Raw genomic sequence first — 19,121 nt, forward strand, 5'->3', positions numbered from 1 at the left:
GTCTAATATTAAAATGTTATCTTTATTTCCGTACCAAAGCCCTCGGAGCTTTTCAGGTCAATTTTAGCGTCATAAAGCTCGCATATATGCTTAACTATTGCCAAACCTAAACCCGTTCCTCCTCTTTCCTTAGAACGACTTTTATCGACGCGATAAAATCTTTCAAAAATCCTTGCTCTATGTTCGGGCGGAATACCTATTCCTGTATCCTTAACATCAATAAATCCGTTTCCAACCGTAATATCCACCTTACCGTCTTTATCACGGTTATACCTTACGGCATTATCACAGAGGTTTTGAACAAGTTCTGTAAGTAAGGTCATATTTCCTCGCATAATATAACTTTCGCCACTTACTTTAACTACTACGCCCTGTCTTTCTGCCTGAACTGCAATATCATCAGCACATTTCTGAGCAATAGTAAGCAAATCTACTGTTTCTTTCCGTATAGCCTCAACCTTTTGACTATTATCAAGCCTTGAGAGAAGAATAATATCACTGATAAGTGATAAAAGTCTTGCAGATTCCTTACGAATTCTGCCAGCAAAATTCTTTATATCTTCCTCTTTTACAATTCCTGCTTCAATCATTTCCGCATAACCAGAAATAGATGTAAGTGGGGTTTTAAGTTCGTGAGAAACATTAGCAGTAAACTCCTGCCTCATGCTTTCAATTTCTTTCTTCTCAGTAACATCTATTATAAGACAGATAACACCAATTTGTTCTCCCTGTGATGCAACCGGATTCGCAATCATTTGATATATTCTTCCGTTAAGCATAAGCTCAAGCGAACTATTTTCGCCATCAAGAGCTTTATCAACGCAATCGTTTACATCTTTATCTCTTGAGATATAAAGTAAACTATCGTGTTTAAGATTTACATCACCTACATTAAATATCCTTTTTGTAGCCTCGTTCATAAGTAGAATATTTTTATCGAGGTCAAGCAGAATCATTCCTTCTGCCATATTTTGAATAATAGCTGCAACCTTATTTTTTTCTCTTTCAACCTTACCAAGCTGATACCTAATTTCTCGCTTTTGTGCAATAATTTCGGTAATAAACGGAGATAATTCGGGATAAATATCATCTGCGTCAATATCAGTTCCAATATCATCAACGCTTTCCGAAAGCTTTGTAATAGGCTTGATAATTTTCTTTGTAAGAAAGAATCCTATTGCAAGCGACATAACCAAAAGCAATATAAATATCAAAATCATATATGGAAGTATACTTGTAAATACGCTATTTAGAGCATCTGCATCCTTTGCAACTCTAAGTATATTTCCATCAGAAAGCTTCATTGCATAATAATATGTATTGGTACGAGTAGTTTTTGAATATCTTGAAGAATATCCCTCACCATCTCGTAAAGCCTCTTGAATTTCTGAGCGTTCAAGATGATTTTCATCACTTTTCTTTTCGCTATCAAAGATAACGCTTCCGTCGGTTGTGATAAGAGTAATTCTCGTCTGTCCCTTTGCAAAATCTTTCAGCTTATTATTATCCGAAATATAATCATAGCTTGTCGCAATAAGCTGTGCATCAGTTTTAAGGTCAGTATTCACCTGATTCTGAAAAGCGTTAAAAAATACTAACCACGTAATAAGCGAAACCAAAATAGCAGTAACAAGTCCCATTATAAAAAGGTGAGTATTTATTTTTCCTTCCAAAAAAATCACCGCCTATTAATTTTTAGCCTTCTAAGTATAACGGGAAACCCTCAAAGCAAGGATTTCCCGTTAGTCATTTCTAATTATCATTCAATTATACGAATAAAGCTAATTATTCGCCAAGCTTATATCCGACATTTCTAATGGTTTTAATGACAGAACCACTTTCTCCCAGCTTTTGTCTTAAGGTTTTTATGTGCATATCAACGGTTCGGCTTTCTCCTTCATATTCAAAGCCCCAAACCTTATTCATTATTTTTTCTCTTGTAAGGACAATTCCTTTATTCATTATAAGAAATTTCAAAAGCTCATATTCCTTAAAGGTTAACTCCGTAGGCTTTTCATCAACCGTAACAACATGCTTTTCATCGTCGATATTGATGTTCTGATAACTTATTCCATCAGACGGTTGCTGTTGCTTTTCTGTTCGGCGTAAAAGAGCCTTAACACGAGAAACCAACTCCATAACGCCAAAAGGCTTTGCTATATAGTCATCCGCACCCATATCAAGTCCCTTAACAGTGTCAAGTTCAGTTGATTTAGCCGTCACCAATATAACAGGAATATTTTTTGTCTTATCATTAGCACGAAGCTTTTTAAGAATAGAAAGTCCGTCCTCATCTGGCAACATAATATCAAGAAGTATCATAGAAGGCTGTTTTTCAAGACAGCTATCGAAAACTTCTTTTCCCGAATCAAATTGTACTATGTCATAGCCGCTGTTCTTGAGAGCATAGCTTTCAAGCTCCCTTATATCTGTATCGTCCTCAACAACATAAATAATCAATTACCGTCATACTCCTCGTGATGACCTAATATTGAAAAAATAACCCAATCTGCAAGATTAACCGCATGGTCGCCTATTCTCTCAAAATATTTAGCCACCATAATAAGGTCTATTGCCTGTTCGCCGTTATTTACATCTTCTCTTATAAGCTCAATAAGGTCGTTTTTTATTGTTACGAAAAGGTTGTCTACAATATCATCTCTTGCAAAAACCGAGCGAGCAAGTTCCAAATCTCTCTTAACAAAGGCGTCTACACTCGTTGTAACCATTTCAATAGTAGCCTTAGCCATCTGTTCGATATGGTCAAGTCGTTTAATATACTGTGTTTTAGCCATAAGAATCGTCAGCTCAGAAATATCTGCCGCCTGGTCGCCTATACGCTCCATATCAGTAATCATCTTGATTGCAGATGAAATAAGTCTCAAATCAGATGCAACAGGCTGTTGTTGAAGTAAAAGCTTCAGACAAATGTTTTCAACTTCCTTTTCTTTCTGGTCAATCTCTCTATCGAATTCTACATTTTCTCGTGCAACTTCGATATTCTGATTGATAAGTGCATTATATGCTCTCGCAATAGCTGTCTCAATAAGAGAACCCATCTCTATAAGCTCATTGTTCAGCTTTCTAAGCTGCATATCGAAACTGTTTCTCATTATCCGAACCTCCCCGTAATGTAGTCCTCTGTTCTTTTATCTTGTGGAGTAGAGAATAATTTCTCTGTTTCATCATATTCTACGACCTCGCCAAGAAGGAAAAAGGCAGTTTTATCGGAGATACGGGCAGCCTGCTGCATATTATGCGTAACCATAATAATAGTATACTCGTTTTTCAAATCCATTGCAAGGTCTTCTATCTTTGAAGTCGAAATCGGGTCTAAGGCACTTGTCGGTTCGTCCATAAGCAAAACCTCAGGTTTAACAGCTAAGGCTCTTGCTATGCAAAGTCTTTGTTGCTGACCACCGGAAAGTCCTAAAGCACTTTTTTTGAGCCTGTCCTTGAGTTCGTCCCAGATAGCCGCGTTTTTAAGTGAAGTTTCAACAATTTCATCAAGCTGTGCCTTAGAGCGAATACCATGTGTACGAGGTCCGTAAGCGATATTATCATAAATGCTCATCGGAAAAGGATTAGGCTTCTGAAAAACCATTCCTACTCTTTTTCTTAAGATATTAACGTCCATATCACCGAAAATATCCTCTCCGTCAAGAAGAATATCGCCTGTAATTTTACAACCTTCAACGAGGTCATTCATTCTGTTTAATGATTTAAGCAAAGTAGACTTGCCGCAGCCTGAAGGTCCGATAAATGCGGTAATCTCTTTTTCTTTCATTTTTAGATTAATATTTTTCAAAGCGTGAAACTTACTGTAATATAAATCAACGCCCTCAACAACAATTTTATCTTTTTTATTTGACATAATGCCACGCCTTTCCGATTATTTCTTGGTAATTTTCTTAGCAACTACACTTGAGAGCCAGTTAATTAAAAGCACAAGTACAAGAAGTACAACTGCCGTTGCATACGCCTGATTAGTGTGTAAACCCTCATTAGAAAGGTTATACATATGAACTGCAAGTGTTCTTGTCGAGGACATAAGGTCCTTCGGGTAATCCGCAACCGCACCGGCTGTATAGATAAGTGCCGCAGTTTCACCGACAACACGACCGATAGCAAGGATAACACCCGCAAGTATACCGGGAACAGCTGACGGCAAAACAATCTTAAAAACTGTTCTCAGCTTGCCGGCTCCAAGTCCAAAGCTACCCTCACGGTATGAATCAGGCACAGAAAGCAATGCTTCTTCTGTTGTTCTCATAATAAGTGGAAGAATCATAATTGCAACTGTAAAAGAACCTGCAAGAAGCGAATAACCCCAATGAAGAGCTTCTACAAAGAAGAGCATACCAAACAAACCATATACAATAGATGGTATACCTTGAAGCGTTTCAGCCGCTGTACGAACAACCGAAACAAGCTTATTACCACGCTTTGCATATTCTACAAGATATATTGCCGAAAAAATTCCAAGCGGAACAGCAATTATAAGTGAAAGTAAGGTCATAAGAATAGTATTTACAAGCGCCGGAACAAGAGAACAGTTATCAGAAGTATATTTCAGCGAAAATATATCCGCATTTATATAAGGAATACCCATTACAAGAATATATCCGATAAGAAAGACAACTGTTGCCATAGTTGCAATAGCTGCAACCCATACAAGAAGGTAAAGTATGAGTGAAGTAGGATGATTTTTATACTGCTTAAATTTCTGAGCAAAAGTCTGAACATTTCTCGCCTTAATCTTATCTACATCAATCTCATTACTTTTATTAGTTTCAATAACATTTTCAGCCATCATTCAGACCTCCTTTTTACTACTGAAAGAAGAGCGTTTATTAGAAGAATAAGTACAAAGAGTACAACGCCCGTTGCAATAAGTGCTTCGCGATGCAAGCCCGATGCGTAACCCATTTCCATAACAATATTTGTTGTAAGAGTTCTTACCCCGCTTAAAACGCTATTAGGAATAATCGCCTGATTACCTGCAACAAGTATAACAGCCATTGTTTCGCCAATAGCTCTACCTATTCCAAGAACAATTCCTGCAAGAATACCAGACTTTGCAGCAGGTAGTATTACTCTGAAAACTGTTCTTTCGTGAGTTGCACCCAAACCGAGCGAGCCCTCGTAATAGCTATCTGGAACAGCTCTTATGGCACTTTCAGAAACAGTAATAATAGTAGGGAGAATCATAATTCCAAGAAGAATAGATGCGGTAAGTATACTACCTGTTCCATTTCCGCCGATATTATCACGAATAAACGGTACAAGAACAACTAAGCCAAAAAAGCCATAAACAACTGATGGAATACCTGCAAGAAGTTCAACTGCCGGCTTTAATACTTTATATATATGTTTAGGACAGAACTTTGCGAGATAAACTGCTGTAAGAAGTCCAATCGGCACACCTACGACCAAAGCACCTGCTGTTACATATATAGAACCAAGAATCATCGGGAAGATACCATATTCTGCCGGTTCATTTGATGGTGCCCAAGTAGAACCACCAATGAAATTAAATATTCCGATTTTAGCCATTGCAGGAACGCCATTTGCAAAGAGGAATATGCAAATCAAGGCAACCGCCGCAATCGACACAAGTGCTGCTATGAAGAACACCACTTTCATAATTTGTTCTTTATATTTTACCATTTTATAACCACCTTGTTGTTAAGGACGGCGTTTATGCCGCTTAGCGTGATACACAGTTGCTCTTTTATACTGTGAATCGTTCTTGTTCGTTTAAAAATCATTTTTACATAGGTATGGAACGGCAATTTCATTATTGCCGCTCCCACCAAAATAACTTTATTTATCTTTAATTAAATTACTTCAATTTCCAAGTTGTAATTGAACCGTCATAAAGACTCTTAATTTGGTCAAGTGTAAGGTTGTCTGTTGGGTTTGAATTACTTCCGATAACTGCGATACCGTCAAGGGCTATTTTTTGTGGTGTAAGGCTTTCTTTTTCATCGTCCTTAAGGTCACGAGAAGACATTGCAATCTGGCAAGTTCCGCTTATAGCCGCCTTAATACCTGAAGAAGAATCCTGTGTCTGAAGTTCAATCTCTGCACCTGTATTGATTTGCTTATATGCTTCAACAAGCTTTTCCATTACAGGAGAAACTGAAGAAGAACCAGCTATAACAATCTTACCTGCCGGCTTAGAACCTGCATAAGCCTTTGCATCATCTATTACGCTGACATAACCTTCTTTTGTAATAACATCTTGTCCGTCTTTACTAAGGATATAAGAGATGAAATCTTTTGTAAGGTCATCGCCTTCACCCTTTGTTGCAATATTAAATGGACGAGAAATCTTATATGTGCCATTCTTGACATTCTCTGCTGTTGCTTCAACGCCGTCTACTTTGAAAGCTTTAACTGTATCATTCAAAGAACCGAGTGAAATATAACCGATTGCATACTGATTACCAGCGACGCTACTCATAACAGCCTGTGTATTATTAAGTGTAGATGCAGAAGCGGTTGTGTTATCCTTCTTAGAACCGTCACTGCCCTTTTCAAGAAGTCCTGTAAGTTCTATAAAAGCATCTCTTGTACCCGAACCATTCTCACGAGTAATTACTGTAACTTGCTTTGTTTTATCAAATGAAGATGTATCTGCTGAACCCGTTGTGCCAGATGATGAACCATTTCCTGAGTTACTGTTACAAGCTGTAAATGCTGAAACTGCCAATACTGAGGCTGCCAATACTGCCAAAATCTTCTTTGTTGATTTTACTTTCATTTCCAAACAATCTCCTTTTTTTACTCTAAACAATTTTTATTTTCCGGGTACAAGAATATTCTATGCTATGCTCGTAAAATTAAAAAGCAAACGACAGTAAAAGATATGTAAAATACAATTCCAATTTCTTTCATAAAATAAATATTCAATAAATCATTTTAAATCTATTAATCTTATCATATCCCGTCGATTTTTAATTATTTATGTTAAAAATCATCTTTTTTACACAGAATTTACACAGAATTTATAAAACTGACATTTACGGCAAGTATAAAAAGTTTTCAACCATTTTGTTTGTTAGATTTAATTAAAATAATTTGAGAAAAATCAATTATTTAGAATTTTAAGCAATTTACATTTCAAGAAATTTATGTAATAATGAATATGTTGTAGCATTTTTATCTAATTTTTACTTTTATTTTTTTAGGTAATTCTCAGGTAAGACCTATATAATAAAAGCGTAAAAATTCCCTCGTTAAAACTGAAAATTAGGAGAGGTATTATGGACATTCTGTCAATTTTTACTTTGTTCGGCGGATTGGCGTTTTTCCTTTTCGGAATGAATTTTATGGGCGACAACTTAGAGAAACTCTCTGGCGGTAAGCTCGAAAGAATTCTTGAAAAACTGACCAATAACACCATCAAGGGAGTTCTTCTCGGTGCGGGTGTAACCTGCATCATTCAATCCTCGTCTGCAACAACTGTTATGGCTGTCGGCTTTGTCAACTCAGGAATTATGAAGCTCTCACAAGCTATCGGAATAATTATGGGTGCAAATGTCGGTACAACCATTACGGCGTGGATTCTAAGCCTCACAGGCATACAGGGTGACAGTCTTTTAATGAAACTACTTAAGCCCGAAAGCTTTTCGCCTATCATAGCTGTTATAGGTATTATCCTTATTATGCTATGTAAGGAAGGAAAAAAGCGTGATGTGGGTAACATTCTCGTAGGTTTTGCCATTCTTATGTTTGGTATGGAAACTATGAGTGACGCTGTTAAGCCACTCGCTGAAATTCCTGAGTTTGCAAGCTTCCTCACAATGTTTGAAAACCCATTCTTCGGCGTTATCGCAGGTGCTTTGTTGACGGCTATTATTCAAAGCTCGTCAGCCTCTGTCGGTATTCTGCAAGCTCTTACCGTAACCGGTGCAATATCCTTTGCCTCGGCTATACCTATTATAATGGGACAAAACATAGGTACTTGTGCAACAACCCTTATTTCATGCATAGGTGCAAATAAGAACGCAAAACGCACAGCCTTTGTTCATCTATACTTTAATATTATAGGCACAATCGTATGGCTTTCTCTTTTCTATATTGCAAATGCAATATTCCATTTTGGATTCATCAATCAGGCTACAACCCCTGCAGATATTGCTCTTGTACATTCCCTTTTTAACCTCGCATCTACTGCCCTTCTTTTGCCTTTCGCAAAACAGCTTGGCAAGCTTGCTACGCTCACAATCCCTGATAAGGGCGATGATGACGATATGCCATTTATTGATGAGCGTTTCCTCAATGCACCGTCATTCGCTGTTGAGCAGTGCAAAAATATGACAAACAAAATGGCAGAGCTTTCAAAGAAAAATCTCTTCCTCGCTATGTCACAAATCGGTCATTATTCTCAAAAAGATGATAATGAAATCACCGAAAATGAGAATAAGATTGATATGTATGAAGATGTCCTCGGAACATATCTCGTCAAGCTGAGTAGTAAGAGCCTTACAATTAAGGATAGCAATGAAATTTCTAAGATACTTCATGCAATCGGCGATATTGAAAGAATTGGTGACCACGCAGTAAATATCTTAGGTGTTGCCAAAGAAATGGACGAAAAGAAACTTTCTTTCTCGGACAAGGCTCAGGAAGAAATCGGTATTCTTTCAGATGCGATAAAAGAAATTGTAACAAAAACTATGGACTCTTTTGAAAACTCAAATGTAACAACTGCGCATATGGTAGAGCCTCTTGAGGAAGTTATTGACGAGCTTAAAGCGGAACTTAAAATCCGCCACATCAGACGACTTCGTGAAGGTCGCTGTACTATTGAGCTTGGCTTTATTCTTCAGGATCTCATCACAAACTACGAACGAATTTCAGACCATTGCTCTAATATAGCAGTTTGTGTTATTGAGATTGATAAGGCTGCATTTGATACACACGAGTATTTACACGAAATCAAGACAGGCTCTGATTCAGATTTTGTAAAGTATTTTCAGGAATATGAAAATAAATATGCTCTTCCAAAAAGCAATACTAAGGCAACCTGATTAAAAACTTATATAAAATGAAATGGGAACGATTCGTAATTGAATCGTTCCTATTTTTATTGCTGAGAATCCCCTGACAAAAAACTTTAAAGTTTTGCTCAAGCTTTTTCAAAAGCTTGTAGTTTCCAAAGACAAAGCCTTTAGTCGCCGTCTGCGGACAGCGAAATGCTTTATACTTTTCTAAACGCAGGGGTTGTGAAGTGCCTCCGTTGCCAAAACGCAAAATTACTCTACAAGTTCCACTTGTAATAAATAAGGCAAGATTGTCGCCATAGTCGAAGTAATTACCACAATTCGCCCCTACAATCCCCTACAATAATATATTTATTCCGCAAGAATTTCCTCAAGAATAGTAGCTGCATCTTCAACACAACCACGACATTCACGAAGCGGAACACCATTATTATTAGAGCCTTTCAATTCGTGACATAGCTCTGAACCATTCTTTTCTCTGAATCTTGAAGTCAGTTTTCTTATAATTTTATATGTTGCACCCTTGCTTATAGGTTCTTGTGGATTAGCACAACTATTTTTCATACTAAGTATTATAGCTGCACCGGAAATAGCCCCACAAGTTCCCTGCATATCGCCAAGACCTAAACCAAAGCCTTCTGTGAGTGCAAACATTGTCTTTTCATCAATACCAACTTCGTCACAAAATGCACAAGCAACAGCCTGACTGCAATTATAACCATTTTTATGATTTTCCTTAGCTTTTTCAATTCTGTTCATACTAAACACCTCTTAATAAATATAAAATTATGGGCGAATTTTGTTCGCCCATAATTTTATAAAAATCTCAAAAATGAATTCATCTATTTGGTAGTATATCGGCATAAATTTTACTGAATAATCAACTCAGCCGATAGCGTCGATAATTCTGCCACAAACGATAAGCGGTGCAGCAGCGGCATTAATCGTTATATCAGCCGCAGATTTATAAAGTGGCATACGCTTCTCATAAAGTTCACGCATAGCCTTGTCTTTGTCTGTACGTTGTAATAGCGGACGAGAATTATCTCCTTTTAAACGCTCCGCAATAACCTCTACAGGCAAATCAAGTAAAACAATTTTTCCACTTGTTCTGAATGTATCTGCATTTTCTTTATCAACAAGAGTTCCGCCACCTGCCGCAATAACTAAACCATTTTTTTCAGCAAGTTCTTTTGCAGATTCCTTTTCAAGCTTGCGAAAATATTGTTCTCCATATTTTTCAAAAATCTTAGAAACTGTCATTCCCTCTTTTTTCTCTATATATGTATCAAGGTCTATAAATGACATTCCAAGTTTTTTGGCAAGTAAAAGTCCGACAGTGCTTTTTCCACTTCCCATAAATCCGCATAAAATTATATTACAGTTCATCATTACCAATCCTTTTTGATATATCAGCTAAAAAGCTTAGTAACTTCCTTTGCACTATCCTCAATAAGCTGTGCTATATCCTCGTCTTTATAGCTCACATTATCCCAAATTTCGTGAGCTCTTACCGCCTGCCATACGAGCATAGACATACCGCCGAGGGTTTTTGAGCCATTAGCACGAGCCATCTTTATAAGCTTTGTTTCGAGTGGATTATAAACTGCATCAAAAACATTTTCACATCTTGCAAGAAGCTCAGGAGTAGGTGCCATATTGTCAACATTAGGGTACATACCAAGTGGCGTAGCGTTTATGAGTAAGTCGAAATCGCCCTTTAAACGATTTATAAGGCATGTGCTTACATACGCCTTATAGATTTTTGTTTTAAGCTCACCTGCAAGCGATGCCGCAACAGGAAGGTCATCAGGACGCACTGCAATAACTGTATTACAACCTGCCATAGCAGCCTCATATGCAAATGTTCTTGCAACACCACCACAGCCAAGAATTACTACACTCTTTTCTAATGGGATTTTCGCAGCCTTCAGAGCCATAAGAAAACCATCGGGGTCAGTCGTATAGCCTTCAGCAATTTCGCCGTTCTTAACAGTATTTACAGAACCGTAAAGCTGTGCTTTCTTATCAAGCTTATCAATAAAAGGAATAATAGCCTGCTTATGTGGAATAGTAATATTATATCCATCTAAAGCTCTAAGTTCAGAATATTTAGAAGACAATTCTTCAGGTGCTATATCATAGACAGAATAATCCCCGCCAATTCCCGATAGTTCAAAAAGTCTTTTATGTATAAATGGTGACATTGTGTGTCCTATCGGATGTCCTATAACTGCAAATTTTCTTTCGCTCATAATAACAGCTCCTTTTTGTTGGTAAAAGCCTACACTAAATCCATAAAATTACACAAAATTTACAGATAATTTTGAAATAATTAAAAAAAAGCAAATTAACTATTGACAAAGTGCAGATTTACCAATAATATTATTTGTGTAAGAAAGATTTTTAAGTCGGTGTTTTTCTTAATTGTTATTATACCACGAAATTCGTGGTTGTCTACAACTAAAAGATATAATACCGCAATTTTCTTGAAATCATATTTTTATTAGGAGGAGTTCAAATGGTACTCGAAAAAGTAAAGGCTATCCTTGCAGAGCAGTTTGATTATGAGGAGGATAAGATTACACCTGAAACAACAATCGCTGATGATTTAGGTGCAGATTCACTTGATGTTGTTGACCTTCTTATGTCTATCGAAGACGAGTTCGAAATCGAAGTTCCTGATGAAGAAATCGAGAACATTAAGACTGTTGGCGATCTCGTAAAATATATCGAAGCTAATTCTTAATCTGAAAAAGCAAATTTACGACTGCTACGAAAAAACTGTGGCAGTCGTTTTTGTTTATAAAATTAAAAAGTTTCGCTCAAGGCGGAGTGCCTCCACTTTTAAGACGCGGTGCGTGACCGTACAGGACAAGACGCGGAATCGCTCTCGCAAGTCTCGCTCGACACTTGCAAGAGCAGTTTATTGACGCGGTCGAGGAAACTACCGAACGGGAGAACACAGTTCGCCCCTACGATTAGCTAATGCACTCCCAAAAGACACTTAAAAATTTCGCTGCAAGCCTTCTCAAAGGCTTGCAGTTTCCAAAGGCAGAGCCTTTGGTCGCTCTACGCGGAGAGCAAAACTTTTTATGCTCCTCAAAGCGCAGGAGGGTAGAAAAACATCCCAGTGGAATGTTTTTCGTAGGGAAGCCTCGCAGGGGGTTCCCTGAAAGACAAATGTTGATTAAAAGTTATAATCAAGCTTACATTAAAATATATTATTATTTTATAATTTAAGGAGTATCTGAAAATGGATATTATACAAGCGATAGAAGAGCGTCACGCAGTAAGAAGCTATCAAGATAAAGAAATCGAACCTGAAAAGATTGAAGAGCTTAACAGTGAAATAGAAAAATGCAATAAGCTCGGCAACCTCAATATTCAGCTCATTCTGAACGAACCAAAGGCGTTCACAGGCTTTATGGCACATTATGGCAAGTTTAATAATGTAAAGAATTACATAGCCCTTGTAGGCCCTAAAACTGCCAATTTAGAGGAACATGTCGGCTATTATGGAGAAAGACTCGTATTAAAGGCTCAGCAAATGGGACTTAATACCTGTTGGGTAGCAGGAACATATAAAAGAAGAAAATGTGCTTGTACAATAAATAGTGGAGAAAAGCTTGTCTGTGTCATTGCAATAGGCTATGGCGAAACTCAAGGCGTACCGCACAAAAGTAAGCCTATGGAAGAACTTTGCAAAATAGAAGGCAACGCTCCAAAATGGTTTGAAAAGGGTATGCATTGTGCAATGCTCGCACCAACAGCAATGAATCAGCAAAAATTCCTTTTCATCTTTGATGGCAAAGCTCTTAAACTTCAAGCATTAAAAGGCACACTAACAAAAATTGACCTCGGCATAGTAACTTATCACTTTGAGGTTGGTTCAGGGCTTAGTATTAAAAAATAATTTTCCAAAAATTTTATTTTTTGCGTGGATTTTTTAAAGTTCGTTCGTATATAATAATGAACAAACAAAATTCCTTCTTTCCTCTAATAAAATAAAAATACAAAAAATGCAGACTGTATTTCGGCAGTCTGCATTTTGCTTTATAATGTTATATTTTCAGTACACTCATATCACCAGTTTGATTATACGCTTTAATTCTGTTGACGCAAGGAAGCATCGAGCCAGTCTGTAAGATATTATAAAACTCACTGTCCGCACTATTTGTATCCCCGGTAAGCATATATAAAGCACCAAGCTGGTATCTCATCAAAATAGATTTAAACCCATTTTTTGTTAAGTTATTATTTAAAACAGCATTTATTCGATTTATAAGTTCCTGTGCATTCTGCTGATTAGGGTTTAATTTTAAATTATATTCTGCAACAGTATATTCAAGTAATAAATTCAATTCATAATATATATTTGCAGGAAATCTCGCTGTACGAAGTATCATTTCACCATTATTAATATATGAAGATACCATATCAAATCTGTTTAAATTTATGTAACATTCTGTCTGTTTCATAAAAACCAAAAACCTCATATCAAGGCTCAAGCCCTGATAACCGTCCGCTGCAAATTGAGAAAAAATATCAAGTGCATCATTATATTGTTCATTGTTCATATAGCCGCTTGCAATATTTAAGTTTATAGTATTTCTAACATTTTTGCTTATAAACAATTTGTTAAGAAATTTATACTGTTCGTCAAGATAGCCATGCACATCATAATTAAGCTTACAAAGTGACTTTTTATATTTACTACTTGCAAACTTACTTGTTATTACAAGTCCAAAAATTGCCACAATCACTATTACAATAGAAATAATAAAAATAGAGCTTTCATTAGTAGTTACACTAAAAGCTAAGGCTGTGGCCGTTAGAACCAATAGCAAATAATAAACAATCGTTGTTGAAGCATAAAGAAATACCATTATATCACCTCTGCAATCAATCAACAATAAGCATAGCATCACCAAAGCTAAAAAATCTGTATTTTTCAGCAACAGCGGTGTTATACGCATTCATAATGTTATCATAGCCTGCAAAAGCTGAAACAAGCATAATTAAAGTGCTTTCAGGCAAATGGAAATTTGTAATAAGGCAATCCATAGCCTTAAATTCAAAACCGGGATATATAAAAATATCCGTCATACCGTCACTTGCCTTAATTTCACCCTCACGCTTTGCAACAGATTCAACAGTTCTACAGCTTGTAGTACCAACGCAAAAAACTCTGCCACCATTCTTATGGGTTTCGTTAATGAGATTAGCCGTTTCTTCGCTCATCTCATAATGTTCTGAATGCATTTTGTGCTTTGTTACATCGTCAACCTTTACAGGACGGAATGTTCCCAAACCTACATGAAGTGTAACAAAACCAATTTTAACGCCCTTTTCCTCCGCTTTTTTCATAAGTTCCTTTGTGAAGTGCAAACCCGCTGTCGGCGCAGCAGCAGAACCTATTTCTCGGCTATAAACAGTCTGATAGCGTTCCTTATCCTTGAGCTTTTCGTGGATATATGGCGGTAAAGGCATCTGACCAAGCTTGTCAAGATTCTCGTAGAAACTGCCCTCACACTCAAATTCAAGTATTCTATTACCGTCATCAAGTATATCAACAACCTTACAACGCATAAGACCATCGCCAAAGCTAAAGCTTGTACCAATCTTAGCACGCTTTCCAGGCTTTGCAAGAGCTTCCCATTTTTTGCCTTCAACGCAATTCAAAAGCAAGAATTCAACATTTGCGTTAGTTTCGTCCTTAACTCCGTAAATTCTCGCCGGCAATACCCTTGAATCATTCATAATAAGGCAATCGCCCTCATTCAGATAATCAATAATATCATAAAAATGCTTATGCTCAATTTTTCCTGTCTTTTTATGCAAAACCATAAGTCGAGAACTATCCCTCGGCTCTAATGGAGTTTGTGCAATCAATTCTTCAGGTAAATCATAATAAAAATCGCTTGTTTTCATACTCAAAACCTCTTAATATAAATATGCAAGATTTTTGTCTGTTGCAAGATTATCTATTGAATAAAGCAGCAGAATTGCATCTGCTTTTTCGTCCTCAGCAAGTGCTGAAACATCTTTTTTATAATAACGCAAGTCTACCATAATTATCTCGCTGTAATTCTGCGATAAAAAAGGTACTGCTGCGTGTGCATATGAATCCTTAACAACAATCAACTTTCCGCCTTTTGCATTACTGTTCTTAATTTTCACAAGACTGTGATTTCCATCAAGGAAAACAGGGTATTTGTCATCATTTTTAAGCTGTTCACGAAAGAAATAACTATCAGAACTTATAACCTCTCCGCCGTCCGAAATTTCAACGCTAACGGAATCGTTCGGCTGATTTTTCCTGCTCCAAAGCTCTATCTTATCAGGAGAAAGAGTCCATAAAGCACTTTTGGAATATGAAGTTCCGTAAAAGCCATCAATCGTTTCAACAGAAAATTCACTTTCATCAACAGGTTCATAGTCCATAGCATTTCCTAAAAGCTTATAACATTCAAACGCACCCTTGCTTGTCCAGTGATGGTCTGTTTTGTAATAAAGCTGTTCAGACTTAGCTTTTTCCTTAAAATCCTCTGTTACGTCAATAAACTTGATATTCTCACTTAGCTTGTTCTTAAATGAAGAAATCAGCTCGTTATCCTTATATTCTTCGTGGTCAAACGGCAATTTATCGCTGTTTATATATCCCGTTGACGGAATAACCGTCATATATACAGGTATGCTCGAATACTCAGCATATTCATTGATATATTCGGCATTTTGAGAAAGTATCTCGCTGTCTTTGGTTGGCTTAGGGAATAAATAACCGTCACTGCCAAGATAGATTCCCTTAGAGCCGTTTCTGCCTGTAACAAGTTCATATCCTGCACTGAAACCGACAAAAAAGTTTCTTGCGGTCATATGGTCAGAGAGGTAATCATCTATTCCACTTTGAAAAGTTCCGTCAGCAAGTTTTTCTACTGTAAATTCAGGGAAATCTGAAAGTTTTCTTTTTTCCTGAGCGGAATAATTTGATTTTGGCAATACAAAATAAAATATCGCAAAAGCAAAGATAAATCCGCAGAAAATCACTGTCGGCAAATATTTAATAATGTTTTTTATTTTCATAACACATCACTTAGAATTTATAGTATAAGAATGGATTGTAATCACTGCTTACAAGAGCCGCCGTACATAATAATAAAGCAAGAACACAACCGGCATTATCAATCACATAAATAATAGGCTTGCTCTTAATTTTATGATAAAGCTTACTTATAAGCGGAGTAGAAGTTATAGCCGCAACTATAAGTAAAGGAATATACGAAATAATCTTTACAGAAATATCACCCGACATCATAAAGCCGTCGGAGCCAAACATTCTTGCAAGAAATACTCCCATCTCATTAAGATTTTCAAAATAGAAAAGCACCCAACCAAATATTATTATTATTATCGAATAGATATGTGAAATAATGGCAGGAGCTTTTTTCAGAACTTTCAACATAAAGAGTTTTTCTATCATAAGTAATACTCCGAAATAAAGTCCCCATAAGATAAAATTCCAGCTTGCACCATGCCATAAGCCCGTCAAGAACCACACCACAGCTATATTTATAATCTGTCTGGAAAGTCCTTTTCTGTTGCCACCGAGCGGAATATAAACATATTCTCTGAACCAAGTTCCGAGTGAAATATGCCATCTCCTCCAGAACTCTGTAACACTCTTTGAAATATACGGATAATCGAAGTTTTTCAGGAAGTCAAAACCGAACATCTTGCCAAGTCCCATTGCCATTTCTGAATATCCGCAGAAATCAAAGTATATCTGAAATGTATATGCGATTATTCCAACCCAAGAACCTAACGCACCGCTTTGCGTACCGCTCTCACGAACAGCGTCCCAAAGATTGCCCATTTCATTTGCAAGTAAAACCTTTTTAGATAAACCAATTAAAAATAATTTAACTCCATCTGTAAAGTCTTGAAGTGTTTCCTTTCGGTGCATAAGCTGTTCAGCAACATCTTCATATCTTACTATCGGACCGGCAATAAGCTGCGGAAAAAGCGATACATATGTACCAAAGGTAATAATATTCTTTTGCACCTTTACGGTGTTTTTATATACATCAATCGTATAGGACATAGTCTGAAATGTATAAAACGAAATTCCGATAGGCAAGGCAATCTCCAAAATCGGAATATTGAGAAACGGCATAACCATATTAAGCGTTTCTCCTATAAATCCTGCATATTTAAAGAAACCAAGCAAGCCAAGATTTAATATTACCGATAGTATAAAAATAAATTTTGTTAAACCCTTTTTCTCTCTATTTACGCCTATCAATATACCGGATGTATAATTCAGCAATATTGAAAACAGCATAAGTATAACAAGCCAAGGTTCACCCCACGCATAAAAGACTAAATCTACTATAAAAAGCGTTAGATTTCTGAATCTTCTCGGGGTGATATAATAAACCGCCAATACAAACGGCAAGAATACAAATAAAAATATTAAGCTTGAAAAAACCAAATCGAACCATCACCGCATTTCTCTAACACTCAAAATCAAGCTCCAATAGCGTCATTATAAATTTGCTTAATCTGATCTGCTTTTTCAGATATTACAAGAGAAACATAAAGACCATTTGTTTCAACCTTTGCACTCTCAATAATTTTAACTTGGTCTGGGTCGTAGTTCTTTATAACATTATACTTTGACTGCCAGTCATTTTGAAGCTTATCAGCAACTTCCTTTGCAGTAGCCTCATCTTTAGCCTTAACATATATAAATTCGTCTTGTCTAAGACCGTCGGTACATATTGCACCAGAAAAATCTTCTGCTTGTTCATCAGTTATTCCGAAAACACGCTTTAATCTCCTTGCGTCAAAATCAGCCATATCGCTTGGAAGCTCTACTTCTGCTTTTACCTTTTTAAGAGCAGTTTTTAAAACAGAACTTTCAGTATTTGAAGTATTTGAACTTTCATTTTTAGATTCAATCTGATTTGATTCAACTTTTGAACTTTCTGTGCTTGCCGAAGAAGACGAACTTTCTACTTTTGAATTTACTCCACTATCTGAATTCCCACAAGCAGCAAGTGACATAACTATCATAGCCGATAAAATTACTGCAAAAACCTTTTTCATTTTCAAAATCCTCTCTTTTTCATAAATCATAACAATTACTCAACATTCTGTTTCAAATATTCAACCCAAGCCTTGCAGCCATCATCAGAGAAATGTATTCCCATAGCCTCAGGGTCACTGCAATATTCTGAAATCAAATTTCCCTTTTCATCTTTCATAACAGAGGCAACATCAAGATATTTATATCCAAGCTTTTCAGCTTCTGCTTTAAGCTTAGTATTAAACTCATCAATGGACTTATTGTTCAAATCTTTTAACTGCATACTCTCCAACATAGGAGTTACAGACTGAATATAAATTTCAACATCAGGACTCTTTTCTTTAATTCTCGAAGTCAAAGTTTTCATATTTTTAATAGTATCATCTATGCCATAAAGACCTATATCATTCATGCCAAACATAATAAAGACCTTTTTTGAGCCAAGCATTTTTATACCGTCATCAACAGTATACTTTTCTCCCTCATATGTAGGGTGAACATTTCCCTCAGCGTCTATATCCTGCAGTGCCGCACCATAGCCTAAGCTTCCTGCACAGAGAAACTCCGCCTTTCCAAGAGAGCCATTATCCGCATAATATGACAATTTAAGCGTTACGCTATCTCCCACAAATACTGCATCATCAAACCAGCTTGCCTCCACCCCAGTCTTAGATTCGGTAGATTTTTCTGAAGTTTTTGATGTATCTTTAGAAGATTCATTGTCTTTAGACGCCTGCTTTGAAACCTCAGAACTTGAATTTTTCACAGTAGAACTTTCAGACTTATTAGACGATGTTTTCGAGCTATTTTCTCCACAAGCACTAAAAATAATGGCTGTTGCCAAAGCTGTTATTATAAGTAAAATTCCTATACGCTTCATACCTTACCTCCAAAATTAAAAGGTTTGTTAATACCACAAAAACTATATAAAAGCTACCATCGTAGTATTTCACAAACCTCTTATTATGTTAGACTCATTACATATAATTGTCAACAAATCTCTACATATATTTCAT

The 19,121-nt window shown here is 36.5% G+C and carries 19 protein-coding genes; 3 read left to right on the plus strand and 16 right to left on the minus strand.

All coding sequences use genetic code 11. The features are described 5' to 3' along the window. Positions 1 to 8 precede the first annotated feature (8 nt). The 7 genes from ACLU24_RS00330 to ACLU24_RS00360 all read right to left on the minus strand — a co-directional run bounded on the left by ACLU24_RS00330 (position 9) and on the right by ACLU24_RS00360 (position 6,769). Positions 9 to 1,673: a sensor histidine kinase gene (locus tag ACLU24_RS00330; protein ID WP_412609257.1), complete on the minus strand. Its 1,665-nt coding sequence runs from the start codon at positions 1,671 to 1,673 to the stop codon at positions 9 to 11. A 112-nt stretch (positions 1,674 to 1,785) separates the two neighbouring features. Then, a complete protein-coding gene (locus tag ACLU24_RS00335) occupies positions 1,786 to 2,460 on the minus strand; it encodes a response regulator transcription factor (protein ID WP_475495297.1) in 675 nt (224 codons plus the stop codon). Beyond that, positions 2,457 to 3,113: a phosphate signaling complex protein PhoU gene (gene phoU, locus ACLU24_RS00340; protein WP_412609259.1), complete on the minus strand. Its 657-nt coding sequence runs from the start codon at positions 3,111 to 3,113 to the stop codon at positions 2,457 to 2,459. Before phoU ends, ACLU24_RS00335 begins: the two co-directional genes overlap by 4 nt. Further along, on the minus strand, positions 3,113 to 3,874 hold the full coding sequence (gene pstB, locus ACLU24_RS00345; protein ID WP_412609262.1) for a phosphate ABC transporter ATP-binding protein PstB: 762 nt from the start codon (positions 3,872 to 3,874) through the stop codon (positions 3,113 to 3,115). The genes phoU and pstB overlap by 1 nt, the downstream gene beginning before the upstream one ends. An 18-nt stretch (positions 3,875 to 3,892) precedes the next feature. Next, a complete protein-coding gene (pstA, locus tag ACLU24_RS00350; protein ID WP_475495300.1) occupies positions 3,893 to 4,798 on the minus strand; it encodes a phosphate ABC transporter permease PstA in 906 nt (301 codons plus the stop codon). Positions 4,799 to 4,812: 14 nt separating this feature from the next. Further along, positions 4,813 to 5,670, minus strand: a complete 858-nt coding sequence (pstC, locus tag ACLU24_RS00355) for a phosphate ABC transporter permease subunit PstC (RefSeq protein WP_412609268.1) — start codon at positions 5,668 to 5,670, stop codon at positions 4,813 to 4,815. A gap of 175 nt (positions 5,671 to 5,845) precedes the next feature. After that, positions 5,846 to 6,769 carry a substrate-binding domain-containing protein gene (locus ACLU24_RS00360; RefSeq protein WP_412609271.1) on the minus strand — a complete coding sequence of 308 codons (924 nt, stop codon included), beginning with the start codon at positions 6,767 to 6,769 and terminating at the stop codon, positions 5,846 to 5,848. Positions 6,770 to 7,271: 502 nt separating this feature from the next. Between ACLU24_RS00360 and ACLU24_RS00365 the strand changes: the two genes are divergently transcribed. Next, positions 7,272 to 9,041, plus strand: coding sequence for a Na/Pi cotransporter family protein (locus tag ACLU24_RS00365; RefSeq protein ID WP_412609274.1), 1,770 nt, complete (start codon positions 7,272 to 7,274; stop codon positions 9,039 to 9,041). A 324-nt stretch (positions 9,042 to 9,365) separates the two neighbouring features. Here ACLU24_RS00365 and ACLU24_RS00370 read toward each other — a convergent pair whose 3' ends face one another. From ACLU24_RS00370 to ACLU24_RS00380, 3 genes are all read right to left on the minus strand, one after another. Then, positions 9,366 to 9,773, minus strand: a complete 408-nt coding sequence (locus ACLU24_RS00370) for a C-GCAxxG-C-C family protein (protein WP_412609277.1) — start codon at positions 9,771 to 9,773, stop codon at positions 9,366 to 9,368. A gap of 126 nt (positions 9,774 to 9,899) precedes the next feature. Beyond that, a complete protein-coding gene (locus tag ACLU24_RS00375; protein WP_412609280.1) occupies positions 9,900 to 10,406 on the minus strand; it encodes a shikimate kinase in 507 nt (168 codons plus the stop codon). A gap of 20 nt (positions 10,407 to 10,426) precedes the next feature. Continuing rightward, complete coding sequence (locus ACLU24_RS00380) at positions 10,427 to 11,269, minus strand: shikimate dehydrogenase family protein (protein ID WP_412609283.1); 843 nt, start codon at positions 11,267 to 11,269, stop codon at positions 10,427 to 10,429. Positions 11,270 to 11,535: 266 nt separating this feature from the next. On the opposite strand from ACLU24_RS00380, the gene acpP reads away from it, so the two are divergent. Then, positions 11,536 to 11,763: an acyl carrier protein gene (gene acpP, locus ACLU24_RS00385; protein WP_022265257.1), complete on the plus strand. Its 228-nt coding sequence runs from the start codon at positions 11,536 to 11,538 to the stop codon at positions 11,761 to 11,763. Positions 11,764 to 12,270: 507 nt separating this feature from the next. Then, positions 12,271 to 12,930: a nitroreductase family protein gene (locus ACLU24_RS00390; RefSeq protein ID WP_412609286.1), complete on the plus strand. Its 660-nt coding sequence runs from the start codon at positions 12,271 to 12,273 to the stop codon at positions 12,928 to 12,930. Between the two features lie 148 nt (positions 12,931 to 13,078). Here ACLU24_RS00390 and ACLU24_RS00395 read toward each other — a convergent pair whose 3' ends face one another. Genes ACLU24_RS00395 through ACLU24_RS00420 form a run of 6 tightly spaced genes read right to left on the minus strand, consistent with a single transcriptional unit; the run spans position 13,079 to position 18,985 of the window. After that, complete coding sequence (locus ACLU24_RS00395) at positions 13,079 to 13,903, minus strand: hypothetical protein (RefSeq protein ID WP_412609288.1); 825 nt, start codon at positions 13,901 to 13,903, stop codon at positions 13,079 to 13,081. Between the two features lie 16 nt (positions 13,904 to 13,919). Continuing rightward, the gene (gene queA / locus ACLU24_RS00400; RefSeq protein WP_412609291.1) at positions 13,920 to 14,948 is read right to left on the minus strand and encodes a tRNA preQ1(34) S-adenosylmethionine ribosyltransferase-isomerase QueA; all 1,029 of its coding nucleotides are present in this window, start codon (positions 14,946 to 14,948) and stop codon (positions 13,920 to 13,922) included. A gap of 12 nt (positions 14,949 to 14,960) precedes the next feature. Next, positions 14,961 to 16,100 (minus strand): DHHW family protein, encoded by a 1,140-nt coding sequence (locus tag ACLU24_RS00405; RefSeq protein WP_412609293.1) that lies wholly within the window; start codon positions 16,098 to 16,100, stop codon positions 14,961 to 14,963. 10 nt (positions 16,101 to 16,110) lie between these two features. Beyond that, complete coding sequence (locus ACLU24_RS00410; RefSeq protein ID WP_412609295.1) at positions 16,111 to 17,508, minus strand: MBOAT family O-acyltransferase; 1,398 nt, start codon at positions 17,506 to 17,508, stop codon at positions 16,111 to 16,113. 35 nt (positions 17,509 to 17,543) lie between these two features. After that, entirely contained in the window at positions 17,544 to 18,125 is a 582-nt protein-coding gene (locus tag ACLU24_RS00415; protein WP_412609297.1) for a DUF4358 domain-containing protein, read from the minus strand. 35 nt (positions 18,126 to 18,160) lie between these two features. Next, positions 18,161 to 18,985, minus strand: coding sequence for a GDSL-type esterase/lipase family protein (locus tag ACLU24_RS00420; RefSeq protein WP_412609300.1), 825 nt, complete (start codon positions 18,983 to 18,985; stop codon positions 18,161 to 18,163). Positions 18,986 to 19,121: the final 136 nt, after the last annotated feature.

The sequence above is a fragment of the Pseudoruminococcus sp. genome (assembly GCF_047012705.1).
Lineage (GTDB): Bacteria > Bacillota > Clostridia > Oscillospirales > Acutalibacteraceae > Pseudoruminococcus.